21 protein-coding genes are annotated in these 21,180 nt (G+C 69.1%); 3 read left to right on the top strand and 18 right to left on the bottom strand.

Features of this window, described 5'->3' with window-relative positions; all coding sequences use genetic code 11:
* Positions 1–5: 5 nt before the first annotated feature.
* From clpS to AN478_RS05645, 18 genes are all read right to left on the bottom strand, one after another.
* Positions 6–326 (bottom strand): ATP-dependent Clp protease adapter ClpS, encoded by a 321-nt coding sequence (gene clpS / locus AN478_RS05730; RefSeq protein WP_082432866.1) that lies wholly within the window; start codon positions 324–326, stop codon positions 6–8.
* A gap of 53 nt (positions 327–379) precedes the next feature.
* A complete protein-coding gene (gene rsmA, locus AN478_RS05725) occupies positions 380–1,186 on the bottom strand; it encodes a 16S rRNA (adenine(1518)-N(6)/adenine(1519)-N(6))-dimethyltransferase RsmA (protein WP_054965657.1) in 807 nt (268 codons plus the stop codon).
* Between the two features lie 7 nt (positions 1,187–1,193).
* Positions 1,194–2,198: a 4-hydroxythreonine-4-phosphate dehydrogenase PdxA gene (gene pdxA / locus AN478_RS05720; protein WP_054965656.1), complete on the bottom strand. Its 1,005-nt coding sequence runs from the start codon at positions 2,196–2,198 to the stop codon at positions 1,194–1,196.
* Positions 2,195–2,464, bottom strand: a complete 270-nt coding sequence (locus tag AN478_RS05715; protein ID WP_054965655.1) for an RNA-binding S4 domain-containing protein — start codon at positions 2,462–2,464, stop codon at positions 2,195–2,197. The genes pdxA and AN478_RS05715 overlap by 4 nt, the downstream gene beginning before the upstream one ends.
* A 111-nt stretch (positions 2,465–2,575) precedes the next feature.
* Positions 2,576–3,916 carry a peptidylprolyl isomerase gene (locus AN478_RS13925; protein ID WP_054965654.1) on the bottom strand — a complete coding sequence of 447 codons (1,341 nt, stop codon included), beginning with the start codon at positions 3,914–3,916 and terminating at the stop codon, positions 2,576–2,578.
* Between the two features lie 44 nt (positions 3,917–3,960).
* The gene (locus AN478_RS05705; RefSeq protein ID WP_054965653.1) at positions 3,961–6,129 is read right to left on the bottom strand and encodes an LPS-assembly protein LptD; all 2,169 of its coding nucleotides are present in this window, start codon (positions 6,127–6,129) and stop codon (positions 3,961–3,963) included.
* 139 nt (positions 6,130–6,268) lie between these two features.
* Positions 6,269–6,958 carry a hypothetical protein gene (locus tag AN478_RS05700; protein WP_054965652.1) on the bottom strand — a complete coding sequence of 230 codons (690 nt, stop codon included), beginning with the start codon at positions 6,956–6,958 and terminating at the stop codon, positions 6,269–6,271.
* Positions 6,959–7,054: 96 nt separating this feature from the next.
* Positions 7,055–8,044 carry a lipoyl synthase gene (gene lipA, locus AN478_RS05695; protein ID WP_054965651.1) on the bottom strand — a complete coding sequence of 330 codons (990 nt, stop codon included), beginning with the start codon at positions 8,042–8,044 and terminating at the stop codon, positions 7,055–7,057.
* On the bottom strand, positions 8,034–8,726 hold the full coding sequence (gene lipB / locus AN478_RS05690) for a lipoyl(octanoyl) transferase LipB (protein ID WP_074471414.1): 693 nt from the start codon (positions 8,724–8,726) through the stop codon (positions 8,034–8,036). The genes lipA and lipB overlap by 11 nt, the downstream gene beginning before the upstream one ends.
* The gene (locus AN478_RS05685) at positions 8,683–8,958 is read right to left on the bottom strand and encodes a YbeD family protein (protein WP_054965649.1); all 276 of its coding nucleotides are present in this window, start codon (positions 8,956–8,958) and stop codon (positions 8,683–8,685) included. The genes lipB and AN478_RS05685 overlap by 44 nt, the downstream gene beginning before the upstream one ends.
* Positions 8,955–9,836 carry a D-amino acid aminotransferase gene (locus AN478_RS05680; protein ID WP_054965648.1) on the bottom strand — a complete coding sequence of 294 codons (882 nt, stop codon included), beginning with the start codon at positions 9,834–9,836 and terminating at the stop codon, positions 8,955–8,957. The genes AN478_RS05685 and AN478_RS05680 overlap by 4 nt, the downstream gene beginning before the upstream one ends.
* A gap of 4 nt (positions 9,837–9,840) precedes the next feature.
* Positions 9,841–10,986, bottom strand: coding sequence for a D-alanyl-D-alanine carboxypeptidase family protein (locus AN478_RS05675; RefSeq protein WP_054965647.1), 1,146 nt, complete (start codon positions 10,984–10,986; stop codon positions 9,841–9,843).
* 211 nt (positions 10,987–11,197) lie between these two features.
* Entirely contained in the window at positions 11,198–11,932 is a 735-nt protein-coding gene (locus tag AN478_RS05670; protein ID WP_054965646.1) for a septal ring lytic transglycosylase RlpA family protein, read from the bottom strand.
* A 162-nt stretch (positions 11,933–12,094) separates the two neighbouring features.
* Positions 12,095–13,180 (bottom strand): rod shape-determining protein RodA, encoded by a 1,086-nt coding sequence (gene rodA / locus AN478_RS05665; protein WP_054965645.1) that lies wholly within the window; start codon positions 13,178–13,180, stop codon positions 12,095–12,097.
* Positions 13,180–15,000 carry a penicillin-binding protein 2 gene (gene mrdA / locus AN478_RS05660; RefSeq protein ID WP_054965644.1) on the bottom strand — a complete coding sequence of 607 codons (1,821 nt, stop codon included), beginning with the start codon at positions 14,998–15,000 and terminating at the stop codon, positions 13,180–13,182. Before mrdA ends, rodA begins: the two co-directional genes overlap by 1 nt.
* A gap of 66 nt (positions 15,001–15,066) precedes the next feature.
* Complete coding sequence (gene mreD, locus AN478_RS05655; RefSeq protein ID WP_054965643.1) at positions 15,067–15,546, bottom strand: rod shape-determining protein MreD; 480 nt, start codon at positions 15,544–15,546, stop codon at positions 15,067–15,069.
* Positions 15,543–16,379, bottom strand: a complete 837-nt coding sequence (mreC, locus tag AN478_RS05650; RefSeq protein ID WP_176758769.1) for a rod shape-determining protein MreC — start codon at positions 16,377–16,379, stop codon at positions 15,543–15,545. Before mreC ends, mreD begins: the two co-directional genes overlap by 4 nt.
* 78 nt (positions 16,380–16,457) lie before the next feature.
* Positions 16,458–17,504 carry a rod shape-determining protein gene (locus tag AN478_RS05645; RefSeq protein ID WP_399353721.1) on the bottom strand — a complete coding sequence of 349 codons (1,047 nt, stop codon included), beginning with the start codon at positions 17,502–17,504 and terminating at the stop codon, positions 16,458–16,460.
* Positions 17,505–17,848: 344 nt separating this feature from the next.
* On the opposite strand from AN478_RS05645, the gene gatC reads away from it, so the two are divergent.
* From gatC to gatB, 3 genes are all read left to right on the top strand, one after another.
* Entirely contained in the window at positions 17,849–18,136 is a 288-nt protein-coding gene (gene gatC, locus AN478_RS05640; RefSeq protein WP_054965641.1) for an Asp-tRNA(Asn)/Glu-tRNA(Gln) amidotransferase subunit GatC, read from the top strand.
* An 81-nt stretch (positions 18,137–18,217) separates the two neighbouring features.
* A complete protein-coding gene (gene gatA / locus AN478_RS05635; RefSeq protein WP_143004147.1) occupies positions 18,218–19,675 on the top strand; it encodes an Asp-tRNA(Asn)/Glu-tRNA(Gln) amidotransferase subunit GatA in 1,458 nt (485 codons plus the stop codon).
* Positions 19,676–19,701: 26 nt separating this feature from the next.
* Complete coding sequence (gene gatB, locus AN478_RS05630; RefSeq protein ID WP_054965640.1) at positions 19,702–21,147, top strand: Asp-tRNA(Asn)/Glu-tRNA(Gln) amidotransferase subunit GatB; 1,446 nt, start codon at positions 19,702–19,704, stop codon at positions 21,145–21,147.
* Positions 21,148–21,180: the final 33 nt, after the last annotated feature.

Genomic DNA, 21,180 nt, shown 5'->3' with positions numbered 1-21,180 from the left:
GCAGCCTATTCCTTTTCCATCGTGCACTGGAGGGGATGCTCGTTGCTGCGGGCGTAATCCACAACCTGGTTCACTTTGGTCTCGGCGATGTCGTAGGGGTAGACCCCGCAGACACCCTTACCGTGATGGTGCACCTGCAACATGATCCGGGTGGCCGTTTCGCGGTCCTTTCCGAAGAATCGTTGCAGAACTTCCACCACGAATTCCATCGGGGTGAAATCGTCGTTGAGTAGGAGCACCTTGTAAAGGGAGGGTCTGCCGACCTCCTCCTCTTCCTCGGGCTCGACCGGGTTATCCGTCAGGGTCGATGGGTCCTCGGTGCTCATCCCTTGCTCCCTGCCTGCATCAAGGAACCCTTCGGTTTGACCATGGGGTCGGTTCAAGATTCCGCCGGCCTCCCCGCGCCTTCGGTAACGCGGTCCGCCAGCCGGATGAAGTCGTCCACCGCGAGCGATTCCGCCCGTAGATGGGGATCGATGTCCGCCGCTTCAAGGCAGGAGGGGTCGCAAAGGCCGCGGAGCGCGTTGCGCAGGGTCTTGCGCCGGGCCTGGAAGGCACGGGTCACCACCTCCGCAAAGCGGGTCCGATCCCGGGGGCGGGGGGCGTCTTCCGGCCGCAGGCGGAGGCGAACCACGGCCGATTCCACCTGCGGTACGGGATAGAATGCACCCGGTGGCACCCGAAATAAAGAGGTAACCGCGCAGTCCAGCTGGGCCATAACGGACAGCCGGCCGTAGGTCTTGGTACCGGGCTGCGCCGCCAGCCGGTCCACCACCTCGCGCTGCAGCATGAAGTGCATGTCCGAAAGGGCGTCGCGTTGGTCCAGGAGGTGGAACAGCAGCGGGGTGGAGATGTTATAGGGCAGGTTGCCCACCACCCGCAGGCGCCTGCCGCGCTCCGCCGCCAGGGCCCGGAAGTCGAAGGCCAGGGCGTCGGCGGCCTGGACGCGCAGCCGGTCGCCCCCGGCGAGGCCCTCCAGGGCGGGGATGAGGTCGCGGTCCAGCTCGATGGCGTCGAGACGGTCGAGCCGCTCCAGCAGCAGCCGGGTCAGGGCGCCTTCGCCGGGGCCGATCTCCACCACCGCGTCGGCGGGGTCCGGGTCCAGGGCGTCCAGGATCTTGCGCGCGATGTTGCCGTCGCGCAGGAAGTTCTGGCCGAAGCGCTTGCGGGGGCGGTGCTTTTCCATGGCCCGCCTACTCGTTGGCGCGGGCGCGGTTCGCCGACAGGGTACGGGCCAGGGCGATGGCCTCGCGGAAGCTGCCACCGCCGGCGTTGCCGCTTCCCGCCAGATCGAAGGCGGTGCCGTGGTCCACGGAGGTGCGCACGAAGGGCAGCCCCAGGGAGACGTTCACCGCCCCGCCGAAGGCCTGCTGCTTGAGCGGGCCCAGCCCCTGATCGTGGTACATGCAGATCACCGCGTCCGCCTCGCGCAGGCAGCGCGGAGTGAAGGCGGTGTCCCCGGGGACGGGGCCTTCCACCTGGGCGCTGGCCCCCAGTTCGGCACGCACGGCGTCGAGGGCCGGTCCGATGATCCGCTGCTCCTCGTCCCCCAGGTGGCCGCCCTCGCCGGCGTGGGGGTTGAGCCCCGTCACCAGGATGTGGGGCTCGAGCACGGCGAAATCGTTGGCCAGCGCCTCGGCCACGGTGCGCACGGTCCGCTTGACCCGCTCCGGGGTGACGGCGTCGGGCACGGCGCGCAGGGGAAGGTGGGTGGTGACCAGGGCCACGCGCAGGTTGCCCCCCACGAGCATCATGACGGGGTGGGAGGCCCCGGCGCGCTCGGCCAGGTATTCCGTGTGGCCGGAGAAGGGCAGGGAGGTCCCCTCGCTGATCACGGCCTTGCTGATGGGGCCGGTGACCAGGCCCTGACAGTGTCCCTCCATGACCGCCGTCACCGCCCGGTCCAGGGCGGCCAGGGTGGCGGGGGCGTTGGCCGGGTCCGGCCGGCCGGGCTCGGCGCGCTGCGCCAGGGGGACCGGGTGCACCGCGAGGCCCGTGCAGGGCAGCGACTCCCCGGGGTGCCACTCGTGGAGGCCCACCACCAGCCCCAGCTCCCGCGCCCGGCGGGCCAGGGCCTCGGGGTCGGCGAAGACGGCCAGGCCGCCCGGCCAGGCGGCGTCGGCCGCGGCCTGGAGGACCAGGTCGGGCCCGATCCCGGCGGGGTCGCCGGGGGTAACGGCCATGGGTCGGGTGGTCATGCTCCGGAGCTCCCTTCGTTGGCGGAAAGGACCCGGATGTACCGGTCCACCTCGTCCTTGCGCACCTGCTTGGGCGGTTCGGCAAGGACCTCCACTTCAACATGCCGGTTGGCGAGGTCGATGACCAGACGGTCCCCCGCCTTGACCTCGTCACCGGCCTTGGCCGGGCGGCCGTTGCGCCTGATGCAGCCGGCCTCCGCCGCCTCCTTGGCCAGGGGGCGGCGCTTGATCAGGCGGGTGGTCTTCAGGAACAGGTCGAGTCGCATGACACCCCTAATCGGCATGCGGTGGGAAAACCGCCGGTACGGTCAAGAATGCCCGGGAAAACGGGAGCTGCACCCGGGGCCACCGCCGCGCCGCCGGTTTTGTGCCTGGGATCATCGCTCATCGAGGCGAATGTCCACGTAGGCCTGGGCCCGCAGTTGGCGGAGCCACTGGTCCATGCGCTCCCGGGTCTTGCGGGTGCGCAGGGCGTTCTGGGCGGCCTTCTGGCGGTCCTCGGGGTCGATGGTCTTCTGCCGCTCCTCCTGGACCTCGACGATGTGGATCCCGTGCTGGGTCCGCACGGGTCCGCCGTAGGTGCCCGGCTCCAGGGAGAACACCAGTTCCTCGAAGGGCTGCACCATCTCGCCGCGGCTGATCCAGCCCAGCGCCCCGCCGTCCCGGGCCGAGGGCCCGTCGGAGAACTGCCGGGCCAGCGCCGCGAAGTCTCCCTGCCCGCTGCGCACGCGCTGCAGCAGGTCCCCCGCCAGGCGGCGGGCCTCGCGCTCACTGCGACCGCTGTCGGTGCGCAGGAGGATGTGGCGGGCCTTCACCTGGGTCTCCTGCGCGGATTCCTCGGCCCGCCGGTCGGTGACCTTGAACAGGTGGAAGCCGCTGGGCGTCCGCACCACCCGGGACAGGTGCCCGGGCTCCACGGCCTCTACCTCCGCCAGCACCGGCGCCGGAAGCTCGCCGGGCTGGAACCAGCCCAGCGCGCCGCCCTCCAGGGCGTTCTGGCCGTCCGACTCGGCGGCGGCCACTTTGCCGAACTGCTCGCCGCCGCGAATGCGTTCCCGGAGCCCTTCGGCCTTGGTCCGCAGGCGGTCGGTCTCCTCCGGGGAGGCCTGCTCCGGCACCTCCACCAGGATGTGCTGCAGCTCGTATTCGTAGCGCTGGCGGCCGCCCTGACCCTTCCGGGCCAGGTAGCTTTCCACCTCCTCGTCGGTCACGTGCACCTTGGAGCGCACCTCCCGGTCCTGAAGGCGGCTGCGCAGGATCTGCTCCTCCAGGCGCTCCCGGTACTGGCCGAAGTCGATGCCCTGGCGGCGCAGGGCCTGGCGGAACTGCCCGGGGGCCATGTTGTTCTGCCGGGCGACCCGGCTGATGGCCTGGTCCACCTCCTGGGCGGATACCTGAATGCCCCGCTCCCGGGCTCGCTGCAGCTGGATGCGGTCGATGATCAGACGGTCCAGGAGCTGGCGGCGCAGCACCTGTCGGGGCGGCAGGTTCCCGGGGCCCATGCGCTGGCGGAGGTTGGAGATGGATTGCTGGAGGGCCTGCTCCAGCTCGGTGGCGGTTATGGCCTCGTCGTTGACCACCGCTACGATCCGGTCCACGAGCTGGGCGGCGGGAGCGGGGGAGGACGCCAAGAACGCCGCCCCCAGGGCGAGCGTCAGGAACAGGGATCGGCCCAGGCGGCGGATCCGGAAACGGGGGTTCGCTGGCGTGTTTGGCAACTGGTCGGGCTCCCGCAAGCTGGCTGTCAGATCGGTGAAGTGGTCTATTGGAGGTCGCTGGGGTCGGTGCCGAACTCGAACTCCCCGAGGGTCCGTAGGCGGACCGTCAGGTACACGGTGGTGTCGCGCTCGCCCGCCTCGCTCCGGCGCAATAGGCGGTCCTGGTAGGCGAGGCGAACGCCCCAGCATCCGGCATGATAGTCCAACCCGATTTCTCGCTCCAACGGCTCCCGGAACAAGGCCGAATACCGATACCGGCCGAAGGCGTCCCAGCTGGGTCCGAGGTCCACCTGGGCGGCGGTGCGGTATTCCTCGGTAACGGTTTCGGGGGAGCCATCGGCAAAGGCGTTCCGGACCAGGTACCGGGCGCTGAACCGGTGGCCGGACGGGTGCGACGCTGTCAGCTGGGACTGGAAATAGTCCATTTGGTTCAGGGCGAAGGCCGGCCGGTCCGGATCATACTCCAGGGCCCCCCGAAGGGCGACCTCGGGAATGGGCCGAAGGCCGAACTCCGCGAAGTAGTTGGAGGTGGCGCTGGTCGTCCGCTCCGTACCCGGATCCAGGGTGACCCGGCGGTCCCGGAAATAGTGGATCTGCCCCAGGCGCAGGAGGCCCGCCTCCCAGTGCCGCTGCCCCCGCTTGGCGTCCACGCGGTTGGTCAGGGCGGTGGTGAGCTGGTTGGCGTCGTTGATGCGGTCGATGCCGGAGAAGCGGTTCATCTCGAACAGGTCGTCGAAGCGCAGGGGCGAGGCCTTGGTGTCCAGGACCGGCAGGTCGTCCTGGTCCTCATAGGGAATGTAGAGGTAGAACAGCTCGGGCTCGATGGAGTGGCGAACGGCCCCGCCGCCGAAGTCCCAGATGCGGTGGATCCGACTGTCCGCCCGCAGGCTGAAATGGGGCAGCGTGCGTGTCTGGTCCCGGTCGCCCGTTCCGGGGGTGCCCCCGGAACGCCGGTAGGCGGTGGCGTGGACGCCCGCCCGGGGCTCGATGGAGCCGTAGCGGGTGTCCAGGGGAAGGCTCAGGGAGGGGTCCACGAAAGAGCGGTGGTACCGATCCCCCTCCTCGCGGTAGAAATGCACGTACTCTCCCTCCAGCTCCAGATAGCCGGGGAAGGCCCCGAACAGGGGCTGGTCCCCCTGCAGGCTCAGCCGAGGGAGCGCCTGCAGGGTGTCCGGGGCGTTAAAGTCCTGCAGGTCCTGCAGGTAGGTGAAGCTAGCGTCCGCCCGGTAGTTCCCCCACCCCCGGGACAGGGAGAGCACCGAGGTCAGGTAGCGCTGGGAGCCGCGCTCCAGGTCGCGGCCGAACAGGGATAGGTATTCCGGGTCGCTTACCCGCTCCGCATCCAGCAGATAGCCCACATCGCCCGGCAGGGTCCCCCGCTGCTCCGCCGCGTAGTAGTAGCGGTCGTCGCCGGTCGCCTTGTCGTCGGCCAAGTGCTCACCGTACACGCGGGTTTCCACGTCCTTTCCCAGGTGGCGGAGCTCCAGCTGGGGCATGAGGCCGTGGGCCGTCATGTTGCGCAGGCCCAGGGTGGCGTCCATCTGGGGGGCGATATTCCAGTAGAAGGGCACCGTGATGTCGGTTCCGCGGCTGCCGGAGAATTCGACGGAGGGATAGAGAAAGCCTGTGTGCCGCTCCTCGTCGGTGTAGTGGCCGAAGTAGGGGGTATAGAGCACGGGGATCCCCGCCAGCTCCAGGCGGGTGTTCCAGTGATGGGCGAAGGACGATTCCTGGTTCACGTAGATGGTGCCGGAGCGCAGTGCCCAGGGCGGGGCGTCGGGGGCGCAGGCGGTGTACATGGCGCTGTCCATGCGGAACCGCTCGGGGGCGTAGCGGTCCAGGCGCTCCCCCAGGATCCAGGCATCGCTGTCCAGGAGGTGCAGGCGTGGCTCCCGGATCTCCCCCAGCCCCGTCTCCTGGTTCAGGCGGGCGGAGGGGGCGGTGGCCTCGTAGCCGGCGTCCCGGACGCGGATATCGCCCTCCAGGTCCACCCAGCCGGTGTCCCGCCGGTAGGTGACGCGGTCCGCCTCCATCCGGGTGCCGTCCCGCCGGGTCTGGACGTTGCCGCAGGCCTGGACCCGGTTGCCGTCCAGGGAGATGCGATCCGCCTCCATGGTGACCGGGCCCTCCTCGGTCTCCTGGGCCGGGGCCGGGGCGGCCATGGCCGGGAGTGCGACGATGGCGAGAAGGAGCCGTTGAGGGGACCGCTTCATCGGACCTCGCGAAGGGCGGGCTGGGGCCGGCAGGCCGAGGAGGCCTCCCGGAGTGTCCGGAAGGTCGAAGGATTACACAAAAAACCGCCCCCGGGGAAGGCCCGGGGGCGGTAAGGGAAGGTCCGGCTGTGGGGCCGGCCTACTGCATCTGGCCGGCGCCGCCGCCCTGGCCGCCGCCGCCCTGCGGGGCGCCCTGGCCGCCACCCGGGCCGGAGAAGCGCTCGGACATCAGCTGCTGGAACTCCTTCTGGGCCTGCTCCAGATCCTGGATGAGCTGCTCGGCCTTGGCATCCTCCTCTTCCATGGCGGCAAGCAGGTCATCGCGGAATTGCTCCCGGGCCTCCTGGACCTCGGGGTCCTGCATGGCCTGCTGCTGGGCCTGCTGGAAGCCTTGGGCCTTCTGCTGGAACTCCTGCATGAGCTGCCGGCGTTCTTCCTCCGCCATGTCCTGGTTCTCGTTCAGATCCTTGCGGATCTCCTTCATGCGGTCGAGATCCTTGTCCGGGCTGGTGCCCTTGTCCTGCATCTTCTCCTTGAGCAGGGCCTCCAGCTCCTTCTGCTGCTCCTGCAGCTCGGGGTTGTTATCCAGAGCCTGCTGCTGGATCTCGCCGAGCCGCTGCTGGAGCTTCTGTACCTGCTGCTGGGCCTGTTGGAGCTCCTGGCGGTCCTCCTCGCTCATGGAAGGCTGTCCCCCCCCGGGAGCTCCGCCTCCGCCCCCTGGGCCCATCTGGGCGACGGCGGAGCCGGCGAACAGGGCCCCCGTCATGGCCATGATCAGCATTGCCCGCAGGCCGGTTCGGTGGGCAGGTACGGTTATGCGGTTTTCCATGAACCTTTCCTTCGCGCGGTTTGCCCCGGGCGCTCTTTGCCCGCAGGCAGTTATAAAAGTTGGAGCTTCAGCGTATCAGGCGGAAGCGGCGGACTGTCAATCGGGAAGCGGCGAGGGCCGCCCGGGAATGTGATCTCCCGCGTGGTAGGAGGAGCGCACCAGGGGGCCGGCGTTGACGCTCAGGAAGCCGAGCTCCAGGGCTTCCTCCTCCAGCCGTTTGAAGGTGTCGGGGTGGATGTAGGCGCGCACCGGGTGGTGGTGGCCGCTCGGCGCCAGGTACTGGCCCAAGGTGAGGATGTCCACCCCGTGGGCGCGCAGGTCGGACATGACCCGGCGCACCTGATCCAGCTCCTCGCCGAGGCCCAGCATGAGCCCCGACTTGGTGGGCACGTCCGGAACCACCTCGCGGAAGCGGCGCAGCAGGCCCAGGGAGCGGCCGTAGTCGGCGCTGGGGCGCACGGTGTAGTACAGCTCCGGCACCGTCTCCACGTTGTGGTTGAAGACGGTGGGGGGATGCTCCGCCAGGCGGGCCAGGGCCTCCTCCTCGCAGCCGCGGAAATCGGGGGTGAGGATCTCGATGCCCGTGTCCGGGCACTGGTCCCGCAGCAGGCGGATCACCTCGGCGAACTGGCCGGCGCCGCCATCCGTGAGGTCGTCGCGGTCCACGGAGGTAATCACCGCGAAGTCGAGACCCATCTCCGCCACGGCGGCGGCCAGGTGGGCGGGCTCCAGCGGGTCGGGCGGCGCGGGCCGCCCCGTGGCCACGTCGCAGAAGGAGCAGCGCCGCGTGCACACCTCGCCGAGGATCATGAAGGTGGCCGTTCCCCCGCCGAAGCATTCCCCAAGGTTGGGGCAGGAGGCCTCCTCGCAGACGGTGTGCAGCTCGTGGCTGCGCAGGATGTCCTTGATCTCGTGGACGCGGGGATCGGAGGGGGAGCGTACGCGCAGCCAGCGCGGCTTGCGGCCCAGGTCCTCCTGGGTGCGGTCGAAGCGCGCCTTGCGCATCTTGTACTCGCCCTTGCCGGGGTGGGGATTGGCGGCCTCCTCCCCGGGGGCGGCTTCGGCGTCCCGGCGGCTATCGGCCATGGACGGACTCCTGCGATGGACGGAATTGGTGCAGAAGGGCGGACGTGAAGGCCCGTTTGGCGGCCTCCGCGTCCAGCCCGGGAACGTGGTCGCCGATGCGGGTGACGGCCATGCCCGCGTATCCGCAGGGGTTGATCATGGTGAACGGCTCGAGGTCGTTGGTCAGGTTCAGGCTCACCCCGTGGTACGTGCAGCCGCCCCGGACCCGAAGCCCGATGGCCGCGATCTTGGGCAGGCCGGGGCGATCCAGGTAGACCCCCGGCGCGCCTTCCTTGCGCACCCCGGCCAGTCCGTAGTCGGCGAGCAGGTCGATCACCGCCTGCTCCAGGGCCGCTACGTAGTGCCGCACCCCCCAGCCGCGTCGGCGCAGATCCAGCAGCGGGTAGGCCACCACCTGCCCGGGGCCGTGGTAGGTGACCTGGCCGCCCCGGTCGGTCTCCACCACGGGGATGCCGGTGATGTTCAGCAGATGCTCCGGGCGCCCGTTGCGGCCCTGGGTGAACACGGGGGGGTGCTCCACCAGCCACAGCTCGTCCGGGGTCTCGGCCGTCCGCTCCGCGGTGAAGGCGCGCATGGCCTCCCAGACCAAGCCGTACTCCCGGTGGCCAAGGTCGCGGAGCCGGGGCTCCCCCTCGTCTTCAGAGGGCGGCGAGGACGTCGGGATCGGACTGGAGGTCGGCATAGATGGCATCCAACTGCTCCCGGCTCTCGGCCTGGAAGGCGCAGGAGACGCTGATGTAGCGGCCGTTGCGGCTCTCGCGGGTGTGCACCGCGTGGGTGCCGAGGGCGGCGTGCTGTTCCACCGCCTTCCGCACCCGCTCCGGGAAGCCGGCGGCGTTGGCGCCGAAGGCCTTGACGGTGTAGGGGATGGGGTACTCCACCTGGGCCCCACCGAGCGGGCATTGCTCGCTCATGGCTGTTCCTCCTCGGCTCGGGCCCGCAGCTCCCGGATGCGGGCCCGGTAGGCGTCCAGCACGGTGCGGAAGAGGGGCCCGGGGCGCCCCTTGCCCACGGGCTCGCCGTCCAGCCGGGTCACCGGCAGCACCTCCTTGGTGCTGGAGGTGACCCAGATCTCCTCCGCATGCGGCAGGTCCGCCGCGTCGATCTCCCCGGAAGCCACCGGGAGATCCTGCTCGGCGGCCAGCTCCAGGACCACGTCGCGGGTGATCCCGGGCAAAACCCGCGAGCCGTCGGGCGGGGTCACGGCCCGCCCGCCGAACACGGCGAAGATGTTCGAGGCCGCGCCCTCCATGACTTGCCCCTGGTGGACCCAGAGGGCCTCGAAGGCCCCGGATTCGGCCGCCTTCTGGCGCATCATTACGTTGGGGAGCAGGGCGATGGACTTGATGTCGCAGCGCGCCCAGCGGATGTCCTCCGCCGTTATCACGGAGACCCCTTCGCGGATCCATTCCTCGGGCACCGGGGTCACCGGCGTGCAGGTCATGACCACGGTGGGGTGGACCGCGTCGGGAAAGGGATGGTTCCGGGGCGCCTCCCCGCGGGTGACCTGGATGTAGGCCTGGCAGTCCCGTCCCTCGTTGCGCGCGATGAGCTCCCGCACCTGCTCCCCCAGGGCCTCCCGGTCCATGGGGGGCGCCATGCCGATCTCCCGCAGGGAGCGCTCCAGCCTCCCCAGATGGGCGTCCAGGCGAAAGGGCCTGCCGCCATAGACGGGGATGACCTCGTAGACGCCGTCGGCGAACTGGAAGCCCCGGTCCAGGATGGAAACCCGGGCTTCCGAAAGGGGCAGGAACGTCCCGTTCACATAGGCGATGGGTGTGGGCTCGGACAAAACGCTACTCCGTGAACCAGGCCCGGAAGGTATCGAGGGTACGCCGGAAGAAGCCCCCGGTGGGAACCTCCTCCAGGGTGGTCAGGGGTGCGGTGGCCAGGGTGCGGTCCTCCAGGCTGGCCGTAAGGCGGCCCACATCCGCCCCCTGCGCCACCGGCGCCGTCAGGGGCGTGCTGAAGTCGAGGGTCACCTCCAGCCGGTCCCGTTGGTTGCGGGGCAGGGTGACGTACAGATCCTGCGGCAGGGTCACCCGGACGTTATCCCGGTCGCCCTTCCAGACCCGGACCTCGTGCAGGGGTTCCCCGGCTTTGTACAGCTTGAAGGTGCGGAAGTGCCGGAAGCCGTAGTCCAGCAGCTCTTGCGACTCCTTGGCCCGCGCCCGCTCGCTGTCGGTGCCCATGACCACCGAGACCAGGCGCATACCCTCCCGCTCCGCAGAGGCCACCAAAGAGTACCCCGCCGCCTCGGTATGGCCCGTCTTCAGGCCGTCCACTGACTCGTCCCACCATAGGAGGCGGTTGCGATTGTACTGGGTGACCTCGTTGTGGGTCATCTTGCGGACGGCGAACATGGGGTAGCGGTCCTGGAACTCCCGGATCAGGGCCGCCGACAGGTGGGCCATGTCCCGCGCGGTGGTCTGCATCCCCTCGGTGGGCAGGCCGGTGGCGTTGGCAAAGCGGGTATCCTCCAGGCCCAGCTCCCGGGCGTGCTCATTCATGAGCTCCACGAAGGCCTGTTCGGAGCCCGCCACGTGCTCGGCCAGGGCGACGCAGGCGTCGTTGCCGCTCTGCACCGCGATGCCCTTCAGGATCCGCTGCAGGGGCACCTCGCTCCCCGCTTCCAGGAACATGCGGGAGCCCTTGGTGCGCCAGGCCTCCTTGCTCACCCGGACCTTGTCGTCGGGGGAAATGAGCCCCTCCTCCAGGGCGGTGAAGGCGGTATAGAGGGTCATAAGCTTGGCCAGGCTGGCCGGGTGCCAAGCCTCTGTCTCCGCCTGGCTGGCCAGCACCCGCTCGGAGCGGAGGTCCATCAGGAAGGCGGAATGCCCTTCCACCGACGGCGGCTCGGGGACCGCGGACCCGGCGGCGGGCAGAGCAAGGAGCAAAAGGGCCGGCAGCAGCCAGCGGAATGGGGTTGGACAATGGATCATCGGCACATCGGTTCCGTCGGGTTGTTGTTGCACGGCCAGTGTACCGCCGCGGAAATGCGCTCCCTTCCGGAGCGGCCTACGCAGTATCCCAGCGACGGGCGCCCGCCCTTTCGCCTTGCGGGATTGCTCGGTATTCCTGCGAAGGGCAACCGGGGCAGGCCGGGGGCCCGTTCAAGGGGTCCGGTGTGGGGGCCGGGGGGCTGGGGCGGGGTTAGTCCCGGACCAGGTGCCCCGTGGGCAGCCCCTGCCGGTGGAGGTGCTGGGCCAGGTCGTCCGCCCGGCCCACGCCGGGCAGAGGACCGATCCGGACGCGGAACAGGGGGGCGCCGTCTTGACGGGCGTTGGCAATCTCCACCGGATCCAGGTCCAGGTCCCGGAGGCGCCGCCTTAGCCGCTCGGCGTTGCCCTCCTCCCGGAAGGCTCCCACCTGCAGGTAGACCCGGTCCCCGCCGCCGTCGGCCCCGTTCCGGGCGCGTGCAGGGCCCTCCAACCCGGGGCCGCCAATGGCCTCCACCTGCACCCGCGCCACTCCCTGCTTGTTCATGCCCAGGCGCTTGGCCGCGGCATAGGACAGGTCGATGATCCGTTCCCGGGTATCCACGAAGGGCCCCCGGTCGTTCACCCGCACCTGCGTGGAGCGGCCGTTCTCCAAATTGGTGACGCGGACGAGCGTGGGTAAGGGGAGCGTCCTGTGCGCCGCCGTGGGCAGGTGCATGTCGAATACCTCGCCGTTGGCGGTAGGGCGGCCGTGGAACTTGTCGCCGTACCAGGAAGCGAGCCCCTCCTCCTGATACCCCCGGGCGGTTCGGAGGGGGTGATACCAGTCGCCGTTCACCTTGTAGGGGCTGGTCTTGTTCCCTCCGGATGTGGCGCCGCTCGGCCCATGCCCCTCCCCGGGATGGGTGGCGCAGCCGGCGACCAGGAAGGCCAGAAGGGCCCCCAGCAAGGAGACCCCCGATCGGCCACCGATCCTCGGGGGTCCGGAGGTGGGGATGCAAGGCGATGGCAGGGCGGCCATGTTCGGGACGCGCAGGATCCTTGGCTGACTGGTGGACAAGCGGCGACAGACGCCGGATGACAAAAATAGTACCACGGCCCGTGCCCCCCTTCATCGTCCCCGGCGCATGCTGACGCCCATCACCAGGCCCAGGCCGCCCAGCAGGGCCAGGAGGGAGGAGCCACCAAAGCTCACCAGGGGCAGCGGCACACCCACCACCGGCATGAGGCCCGTGGTCATGCCGATGTTGATGACCACGTAGAAGAAGAAGATGGTGGAGATGCCGCCGGCCACCAGGCGGCTGTAGATGTCCCGGCTGCGGAAGGCGATCACCAGTCCCCGCATGGTGAGCAGCAGGTACAGGCTCAGCAGGGCCACCCCCCCGATCAGGCCGAACTCCTCGGACAACACGGCGAAGATGAAATCGGTGTGGCGCTCGGGCAGGAAGTCCAGCTGGGCCTGGGTACCGTTGAGCCATCCCTTGCCGGTCATCCCCCCGGAGCCGATGGCGATCTTGCTCTGGATGATGTGGTACCCGGATCCATGGGGGTCCGCCTCCGGGTTCAGGAAGCCGAGCACCCGCTGGCGCTGGTAGTCGTGGAGCATGTACCAGGCGGGGGGCAGGGCCGCCAGGACCAGGGCCGCCAGGCCGGCGAAATAGCCCCAATGGGCGCCAGCGAGGAACAGGATCACCAGGCCCGACGCCCCGATAAGCACGGAGGTGCCGAGGTCGGGCTGCATCATGACCAGACCGGTGGGGAGCAGGATTATGGCCAGGCAGGCGGCCAGCACCGTCGGTTTCGGGGGATAGTCCTGGTGGCTCAGGAAGGCGGCCAGGGCCATGGGCAGGACGAGCTTCATGATCTCCGAGGGCTGGATGGTGACCGGCCCCAGCTCGATCCAGCGCTGGGCCCCCATGCCGGAACTGCCGATGAGAGGCACCAGTACCAGCAGCAACAGGGTGCCCGCGTACAGGTACGGGGCCAGCAGGGCGAACAGGCGCGGGGGAATGGCGGCGGCGAGGAAGAAGGCGCCGAAGGCGATGGACATGCGGGCGCTCTGCCCCAGCACCAGCCCCGCATCCCGTTCGCCGGCGCTGTAGAGGACGATCAGGCTGATGATGGCCAGGCCCAGGATGGGCAGGAAGTAGGGCCAGTCGAAGCGCCGCCAAGGGCTGTCCGGGCTCAGAAGGGCCATCAGGGTTTCCCGCCGAAGTAGCTGTCGATGATGTACCGGGCCACCCGTGCGGCCGACTTGCCGCCGCTGATGCCGTGCTCCACCACCACCGCCACGGCGATCTGCGGATCTTCCACCGGGGCGAAGGCCAGGAACAAGGCGTGGTCCCGTAGCTTGCGCGCCTTCTCCTCGGGGTCCAGCTGTTCCTCTCTGTCCCGATCAATGCGGACCACCTGGGCGGTGCCCGTCTTGCCGGCCACCGGGATCCAGCCCCCGGCGATGGAGTGGGCCGTGCCATGGAGGGAGCCCACCACCCGGCGCATGGAGTCCCGAACCAATTGAAGGGATTCCTCGTCCACCAGGTCGATGGGGGTCTTCTCCGGCTCCCGGTAGTCCACCTTCCTGGTGACGGGGTCCTGGATCCCGTGGACCAGATGCGGCGTAACCCGGTGCCCCCCGTTGGCGAGGGCCGCGGTGAGGGTGCCCAGCTGCAGCGGGGTGGCCTGCATGTAGCCCTGGCCAATGGAGGTCATGATGGTCTCACCGGGATACCAGACGGTTCCGCGGTTGCGGCGCTTCCACTGTGGGTCCGGGTTGAGCCCCCGGCGCTCCCCCGGGAGGTCGACCCCCGTCGGGGCACCCAGGCCAAAGGCATCCAAAGCCTCGTGGATGGGGTCGATACCGAGGCGGTCCGCCAGCTTGTAGAAATAGACGTCGCAGGATTCCACCACCGCCTGGTCCACGGTCATGGGGCCGTGGCCGCGGGTTTTCCAGCAGTGGAAGGTGTGGTCGTCCTGGCCGGTATTGAAGGTACCGTTGCAGGTGAGTTCCGTGGAAGGGTCCACCGCCTCCTCCCGGAGCCCCGCCAGCGCGAGGACCGGCTTGATGGTGGAGGCGGGTGGGTAGAGTCCCTGGATGGCGCGGTTCACCAGGGGTTCGTCGGGGTCCTGACGGAGCTTGTCCCAGGTTGCGGAGGTGAAGCCGCCGATGAACTCGTTGGGATTGAAGGTAGGGCGGCTGGCCATGGCCAGAATGCCGCCCGTATCCGGGTCCAGGGCCACCGCGGAGGCCTCCTTGTACGGGGCCAGGGCCTCGTGCGCGGCCGCCTGCAGATCCTGGTCGAGTGTCAGGATCAGGTTCTTGCCGGGCTCGGGGGACTCGGTGGAAAGCTCCCGCACCACCCGGCCGAAGGCGTCGGTCTCCACCTCCCGCAGGCCCGGGGCGCCGTGCAGGAGTTTCTCGTACTCCCGTTCCAGACCCATCTTGCCCAGCCGGGCCCCGTGGGGGTACAGGTCCGGGTCGAACTCCCGGAAGTCCCCCCGGTTCGGGCTGCCCAGGTAGCCCAGGACATGGGCCGTCCGCGCCCCCTTCAGGTAGTTGCGCTGGGAGCGGGCCCGTATCCGGATGCTGGGGAAGCGATGCTGCTGCGCGGCGAATTTGGAAACCTGCTCGGTGGTCAGCTTATTCAGAATGACCGCGGGCTGATAGCGGGGGCTCTCGGCGAGCCGCTTCTTCATTTGCTCCCGGTGGGCGGACGCCGCGGGCAGCACCTCCACCAAGCGGTCGAAAACGCGGGAGGGTTCGTCCACCTTCTCGGGGTACAGCTCCAGGGCGAAGGCCGGCTGGTTCTCCACCAGCAGCCTCCCGCGGCGATCGTAAATTAGCCCGCGCGGGGGAGGGACCGGGCGGACGGTGATGCGGTTCTCATCCGCCAGGGTGCGGTAGTGGAAGAACTGCTCGATCTGCAGGTAGAACAGCCTCCCCATAAGGAGGAGGCCGAGGCCCAGCAGCCCCAGGCCCACCAGTCGGGTGCGGCTCTCGAAATGGGAGAACTGCCGCATCCGGGAGGAGAGTGGGGTGGAGACCGAACCGCGGCGTCCGAGGGGAGAGGGGCGGCCCATGGCAGGTCAGGCGATGGCGAAGCGCTGCCGGAGGCTGCGCAGGAGGAGGAATACCGGTGACCAGAACAGGGCGGTGGTCACGGCCGGGACCGCCGCCCAGAGGTTGGGCCCGAGCTCCTCCGTCGGTCCTTCCACCCAGATCTGAAACAGCACGCTGAACAGGGCCAGTAAGAAGAGGACCAGGGTCTGCCCCCAGAGATGGAGGAGGCGGAGACGAAGGTGGTTCTCGATGATCAGGTACATGGCCAGCACGTAGATCAGCGCGTGGAGGCCCAGCAGGGTGGTCGCGGAGACGTCCTGCAGCAGCCCCGCGGCGAAGGCGACCCCCAGCCCGTAGCGGTGGGGGGCGGCCAGGCCCCAGTAGGAGATGGTCAGCAGCACCCAGTCGGGCCAGAGGTAGGCGATGGACGGCGCCAGCGGCAGCCCCCCGAGGCCAAGGGCCAGCGCGATGCTCGAAGCGACTACCAGATGCCCCCTTAGGTTCAAGACGCCTCCTTGTCCGAGTTCCCCGTCCGTGCCTGTTCCGGCGGTTCCTGGGTGTCCTGCTCGAGCAGCAGCACGTCCTCCAGCCGGGAGACGGGCACGGTGGGACGCGCAGTGATCTCGGCAAAGGGGGAATGGGGGTCCCGAACCACCTCCTCGACCCGGGCCGCCTTGATTCCCTTGGGGAAAACTCCCCCGAGCCCAGAGGTTACCAGAATGTCCCCGGTCTTCACCCGGGCGCTGGAGGGGACATAGCGCAGCTCCAGCTTGTCCTTGCTCCCCGTGCCCGCGAGGATGCCCCGGACACGCGAGTCCCGTACCAGGACGGGGATGCCGCTGTTGGGGTCGGTCAGGAGAATGACCTGCGCGCTGAGGGGGGAACGGCTGCTTACCTGCCCCACCACCCCTTGTGCGCTCAGGACGGGCTGTCCGGGGTGGACCCCATGGCGCTGGCCGCGGCTGACGGTCACCGTGTGGTGGAAGGGGTCCGGGCTCTCGGCGATGATCTGGGCCGCGCTCACCGAGCGCTTGAGACGCTGGGCCTCGTTGAGAAGCTGACGAAGCCGCTCGTTTTCGCGGCGGAGGGCCCCGAGCTCCTGGTTCTCCGCCTCCAGGTGCTCAAGCCGTTTCCGCAGGACCTCGTTCTTGCGGTGCACCTGGAAGTGGCTCTCCACCTCGTCGGTCACCGCCTGGGTGAGGAGAATGGGGGCGCTCACCACCCGCTGCACGGGGTAGAGGGCCGAAAGCAGGGCGCTGCGGATGCCTTCCGTCCAGTCCAGCCGGCTGTCCGCGCCCATGAGCAGGACCGCCAGGGCCGCCAGCACGGTGGCGGCCACGCCGGGCCTGGATTGGCGGGTGGAGGCATGGAATCCCATCGGCGACCTGTGTTGCCGGTTCCCGAAGGGCCGGAGGCGCTATTCGCGGGCGAAGACGTCGCGGAAGGTGTCGATCTCTTCCAGGGCGCGTCCGCCGCCGAGGGCAACGCAGTTGAGGGGGTTCTCGGCCACCACCACCGGCAGGTCGGACTCCTCCATGAGCCGCTTGTCCATGGAGTGGATCAGCGCCCCGCCGCCGGTCAGCACCAGACCCCGCTCGGCGATGTCACCGGCCAGCTCGGGCGGGGCCTGCTCCAGGGCCACCTTCACCCCCTCGACGATGGTGTTGAGGGGCTCTTCGAGGGCCTCGAGGATCTCGTTGGTGGTGAGGTTCAGCGTGGTGGGGATGCCGCGGGCCAGGTCGCGCCCCTTGACGCTCATTTCCTGGTTGTCGGCCTCGGACACCCGGGAGGCGCTGCCGATCTGGATCTTGATGCGCTCGGCGGTGCTCTCACCGATGATCACGTTGTACTTGCGGCGGATGTAGCCGACGATGGCGTCATCCATCTTGTCGCCGCCCATGCGCACGCTCTGCGAGTAGACGATGCCGCCGAGGGAGATGATGGCCACCTCGGTGGTGCCGCCGCCGATGTCCACCACCATGGAGCCCCGCGCCTCGCCGATGGGCAGTCCGGCGCCGATGGCCGCGGCCATGGGCTCCTCGATGAGGAACACCTGACGGGCCCCGGCGCTCTCGGCGGATTCCCGGATGGCGCGCCGCTCCACGGGCGTGGAACCGTAGGGCACGGAGACGATGATGCGCGGGCTCGGCCGCATGATGCGGTTGCTGTGGGCCTTGCGGATGAAGTGCTTGAGCATCGCCTCGGTGACCTGGAAGTCGGCGATGACGCCATCCCGCATGGGTCGGATGGCGGTGATGCTGCCCGGCGTGCGCCCGAGCATCTCCTTGGCCTCGTTGCCCACGGCCTGGATGCGTTTCATGCCGCGCTCGCCTTCCCGGATGGCCACCACGGAAGGCTCGGAAAGGGCAATGCCCTTTCCGCGGACAAAGATGAGGGTGTTGGCCGTGCCCAAGTCCACGGCGAGGTCGCTGGAGAAGGCCCCCATGAGGCGATCGACAATCATCCGCGTTCCATCCTCCGTTCGGTCCCGCGCTGGCGGTAACCGGTCGGTAGCATAAGTAAATACTGACTAACGTTGCGCCGTAGGTTAGCAGGGGCCGGGGACATCGGCAATTTGGAAATCCCGGCGCACCGGATGCGCGCTCAATGCTACCACCCTTGCGCCCCCCCTTCGAGGCGCGGGACTGGTTCCAAACGGGGCGGCGGGGCTGCCTCCGCCATCCCCCCCTTATCCTTGTGACGGTGGGGACTGTACGGGATAAAACCTCTTTTGTGGAGCACCTCCTCAACTTGAGGCCCGGTGGGGGGTATGGTAGCTTCGCTCCTTTCAATGCAGGAGGCGCGCCGATGGCCCTGGATCGGGATACCGCCGAACAAGTCGCCCATCTCGCCCGTCTGCGCCTGGCTCCCGAGCAGGCGGCGGACGTGGCCGAGGATCTGTCCCGGGTCCTGGACCTGATCGACCAGATCGAGCAGGTGGACACCTCGGAAGTGACCCCGCTCGCCCACCCGCTGGATCTCTCCCAGCCCCTGCGGGAGGACGCGGTCACCAGCGACTGGAACCGGGAAGAGCTTCAGAAGAGCGCCCCTGACGTGGTGGAGGGCTACTACCGGGTGCCCCGCTCGGTGGAATAGCCCGTCCCCGCTTCCCGCCGCACGCCGCGCCCGCCCGGGGCGCGGTCCGCCCGCTGAACAATCACCGAATAAGGGGTTGTCGTGGTTCGCGAACTGACCCTGAGCCGGATCCGGCAAGGCCTGCGGGAGAAGGAATTCTCCAGCCGCGAGGTCACCCAGGCCTATCTCGATCGCATCGAGGAGCTGGATCCCCGCCTGAACAGCTTTACGCAGTCCTTCCGGGAGGCCGCCATGGCCGCCGCCGATGCCGCCGATGAGCGCATCGCGCGGGGCGAGGCGCGGCCCCTGGAAGGCGTGCCCATCGCCCACAAGGACCTGCTGGCCACCGTCGAGGGCCGCACCACTTGCGCCTCGAAGATGCTCGAGGACTACCGGTCGCCCTTCGACGCAACGGTGGTGGAGCGCCTCGCCGCGGCCGGCGCGGTGGTGGTGGGCAAGACCAACCTGGACGAGTTCGCCATGGGCTCGTCCAACGAGACCAGCTACTTCGGTCCGGTACGCAACCCGTGGAATACGGAGACCGTCCCCGGCGGCTCCTCCGGGGGGTCCGGGGCGGCGGTGGCGGCGCGACTGTGCGCCGGCGCGACCGGCACCGACACCGGCGGCTCCATCCGCCAGCCAGCGGCGCTGTGCGGCGTCACCGGCCTGAAGCCCACCTACGGCCGCTGTTCCCGCTACGGCCTGGTGGCCTTCGCCTCCAGCCTGGACCAGCCCGGCCCCATGGCCCCCACGGCCGAGGACTGTGCCCACATGCTGGGGGCCATGGCGGGGCACGACGAGCGCGACTCCACCAGCGTGGACCGCCCCGTGGACGACTACCCGGGGGCCCTGGAAGGAGACCTTTCCGGCAAGGTGATCGGCGTGCCCGCGGAGTTCTTCACCGAGGGCCTGGCCCCGGACGTGGAGCGGGCGGTGCGGGCGGCCCTGGACCAGTACCGGGAGCTCGGCGCCGAGGTCCGCGAGATCCATCTGCCGCACTACCCGTACGCCATCCCCACCTACCAGGTGATCTCCGCCGCCGAGGCCAGCTCCAACCTGGCCCGCTTCGACGGTGTGCGCTACACCCACCGCACCGTGGAGCCGGAGAACCTGGTGGATATGTACGAGTCCACCCGCGCCGAGGGCTTCGGCGCCGAGGTGCAGCGGCGCATCATGGTGGGCACCTTCGTGCTGTCGGCGGGCTACTACGACGCCTACTATTTGAAGGCCCAGAAGGTGCGCACCCGCATCCGCGACGACTTCGCCAAGGCCTTCGAGGAGGTGGACCTCATCGCCGGGCCCACCAGCCCCACGGCCGCCTTCGGCATCGGCGAGAAGGCCGCCGACCCCATTGCCATGTACCTCTCGGACCTCTACACCACCGCGGCCAACCTGGCCGGGGTGCCGGGGATCTCCTTCCCGTGCGGGTTCTCCGAGGGCGGGCTGCCGGTGGGCATGCACCTGATGGCGAACTTCTTCCGGGAGGACCTGCTGCTGAACGCCGCCCACCGGTACCAGCAGGCCACCGACTGGCACACCCGGATCCCCGAGGGCTTCTAGCCCGGCAAGCGGAGCAGGCACCAATCATGGAATTCGAACCGGTCATCGGACTCGAGGTCCACGCGCAGCTTTCCACCAAGTCCAAGCTGTTCTGCGGCTGCTCCACCCAGTACGGGGCGGAGGCCAACACCCAGACCTGCCCTGTGTGCCTGGGCATGCCTGGCACCCTGCCGGTGCTCAACCGCGAGGCGGTGCGCATGGCGGTGATGATGGGGCTGGCGGTGGAGGCCGAGGTGCGGCCGCGGTCCGTGTTCGCCCGCAAGAACTACTTCTATCCGGACCTCCCCAAGGGCTACCAGACCTCCCAGTACGAGCTGCCGCTCATCGAGCACGGCCGGCTGCGCACCGAGCCCGAGGACGGCGAGCCCAAGGTGGTGGGCATCACCCGCATCCACATGGAGGAGGACGCCGGCAAGTCCCTCCACGAGGGCTTCGGCGAAGGCGTCACCGCCATCGACCTGAACCGCACCGGCACGCCGCTCATCGAGATCGTTTCGGAGCCGGACATGCGCTCGCCGCAAGAGGCCGTCGCCTACCTCAAGAAGCTGCACTCCATCGTGCGCTACCTGGAGATCTGCGACGGCAACATGCAGGAGGGCTCCTTCCGCTGCGACGCCAACGTCTCCATCCGGCCCATGGGCAGCGAGGAGTTCGGCACCCGCACGGAGCTGAAGAACCTCAACTCCTTCCGTAACGTGGAGCGCGCCATCACCTTCGAGATGGCCCGCCAGCAGGAGGTGCTCGAGGACGGCGGCCACATCACGCAGGAGACCCGCCTGTGGGACGCCGACAAGGGCGAGACCCGCTCCATGCGGACCAAGGAAGAGGCCAACGACTACCGCTACTTCCCCTGCCCGGACCTGCTGCCCCTCGACGTCCCCGAGACTCTGGTGGAGGAGGCCCGGGGCTCTCTGCCCGAGCTGCCCGACGCCAAGCGCGAGCGTTTCATGACCGAGTTCGGGCTCAAGGACTACGACGCCTCCGTGCTCACCACCAGCCGGGAGCTGGCCGGCTACTACGAGCGGGTCGTGGCCACTGGTGCCGACGCCAAGCTGGCGGCCAACTGGACCATGGTGGAGCTGCTGGGTGCCCTGAATAAGGACGGCCGCGACATCACGGAATCCCCCATCAGCGCCGAGAACCTCGGCGTCCTCGTGCAGCGCATCGAGGACGAGACCATCTCCGGCAAGATCGCCAAGCAGGTCTTCGAGCCCATGTACGCCGAGGGCATCGATCCCGACACGGTCATCGAGCGTGAAGGGCTTAAGCAGATCACCGATACCTCCGCCATCGAGGCGGTGGTGGACGAGGTGATCGGCGAGAACGAGGGCCAGGTCCAGCAGTACCTCGACGGCAAGGACAAGGTGCTCGGCTTCTTCGTCGGCCAAGTCATGAAGAAGACCGGCGGCAAGGCCAACCCCCAGCAGGTGAACCAGATCGTCAAGGAGAAGCTGGACGCCAGGAAGGGGTAGGGGCCAGGCGTCGACCCGACCGGTAGGATCGGA

This window comes from Thiohalorhabdus denitrificans, assembly GCF_001399755.1.
Taxonomy (GTDB): Bacteria; Pseudomonadota; Gammaproteobacteria; order Thiohalorhabdales; family Thiohalorhabdaceae; genus Thiohalorhabdus; species Thiohalorhabdus denitrificans.
Note: the sequence above shows the minus strand (reverse complement) of the source record. Positions and strands in the feature narration are given on the sequence as shown.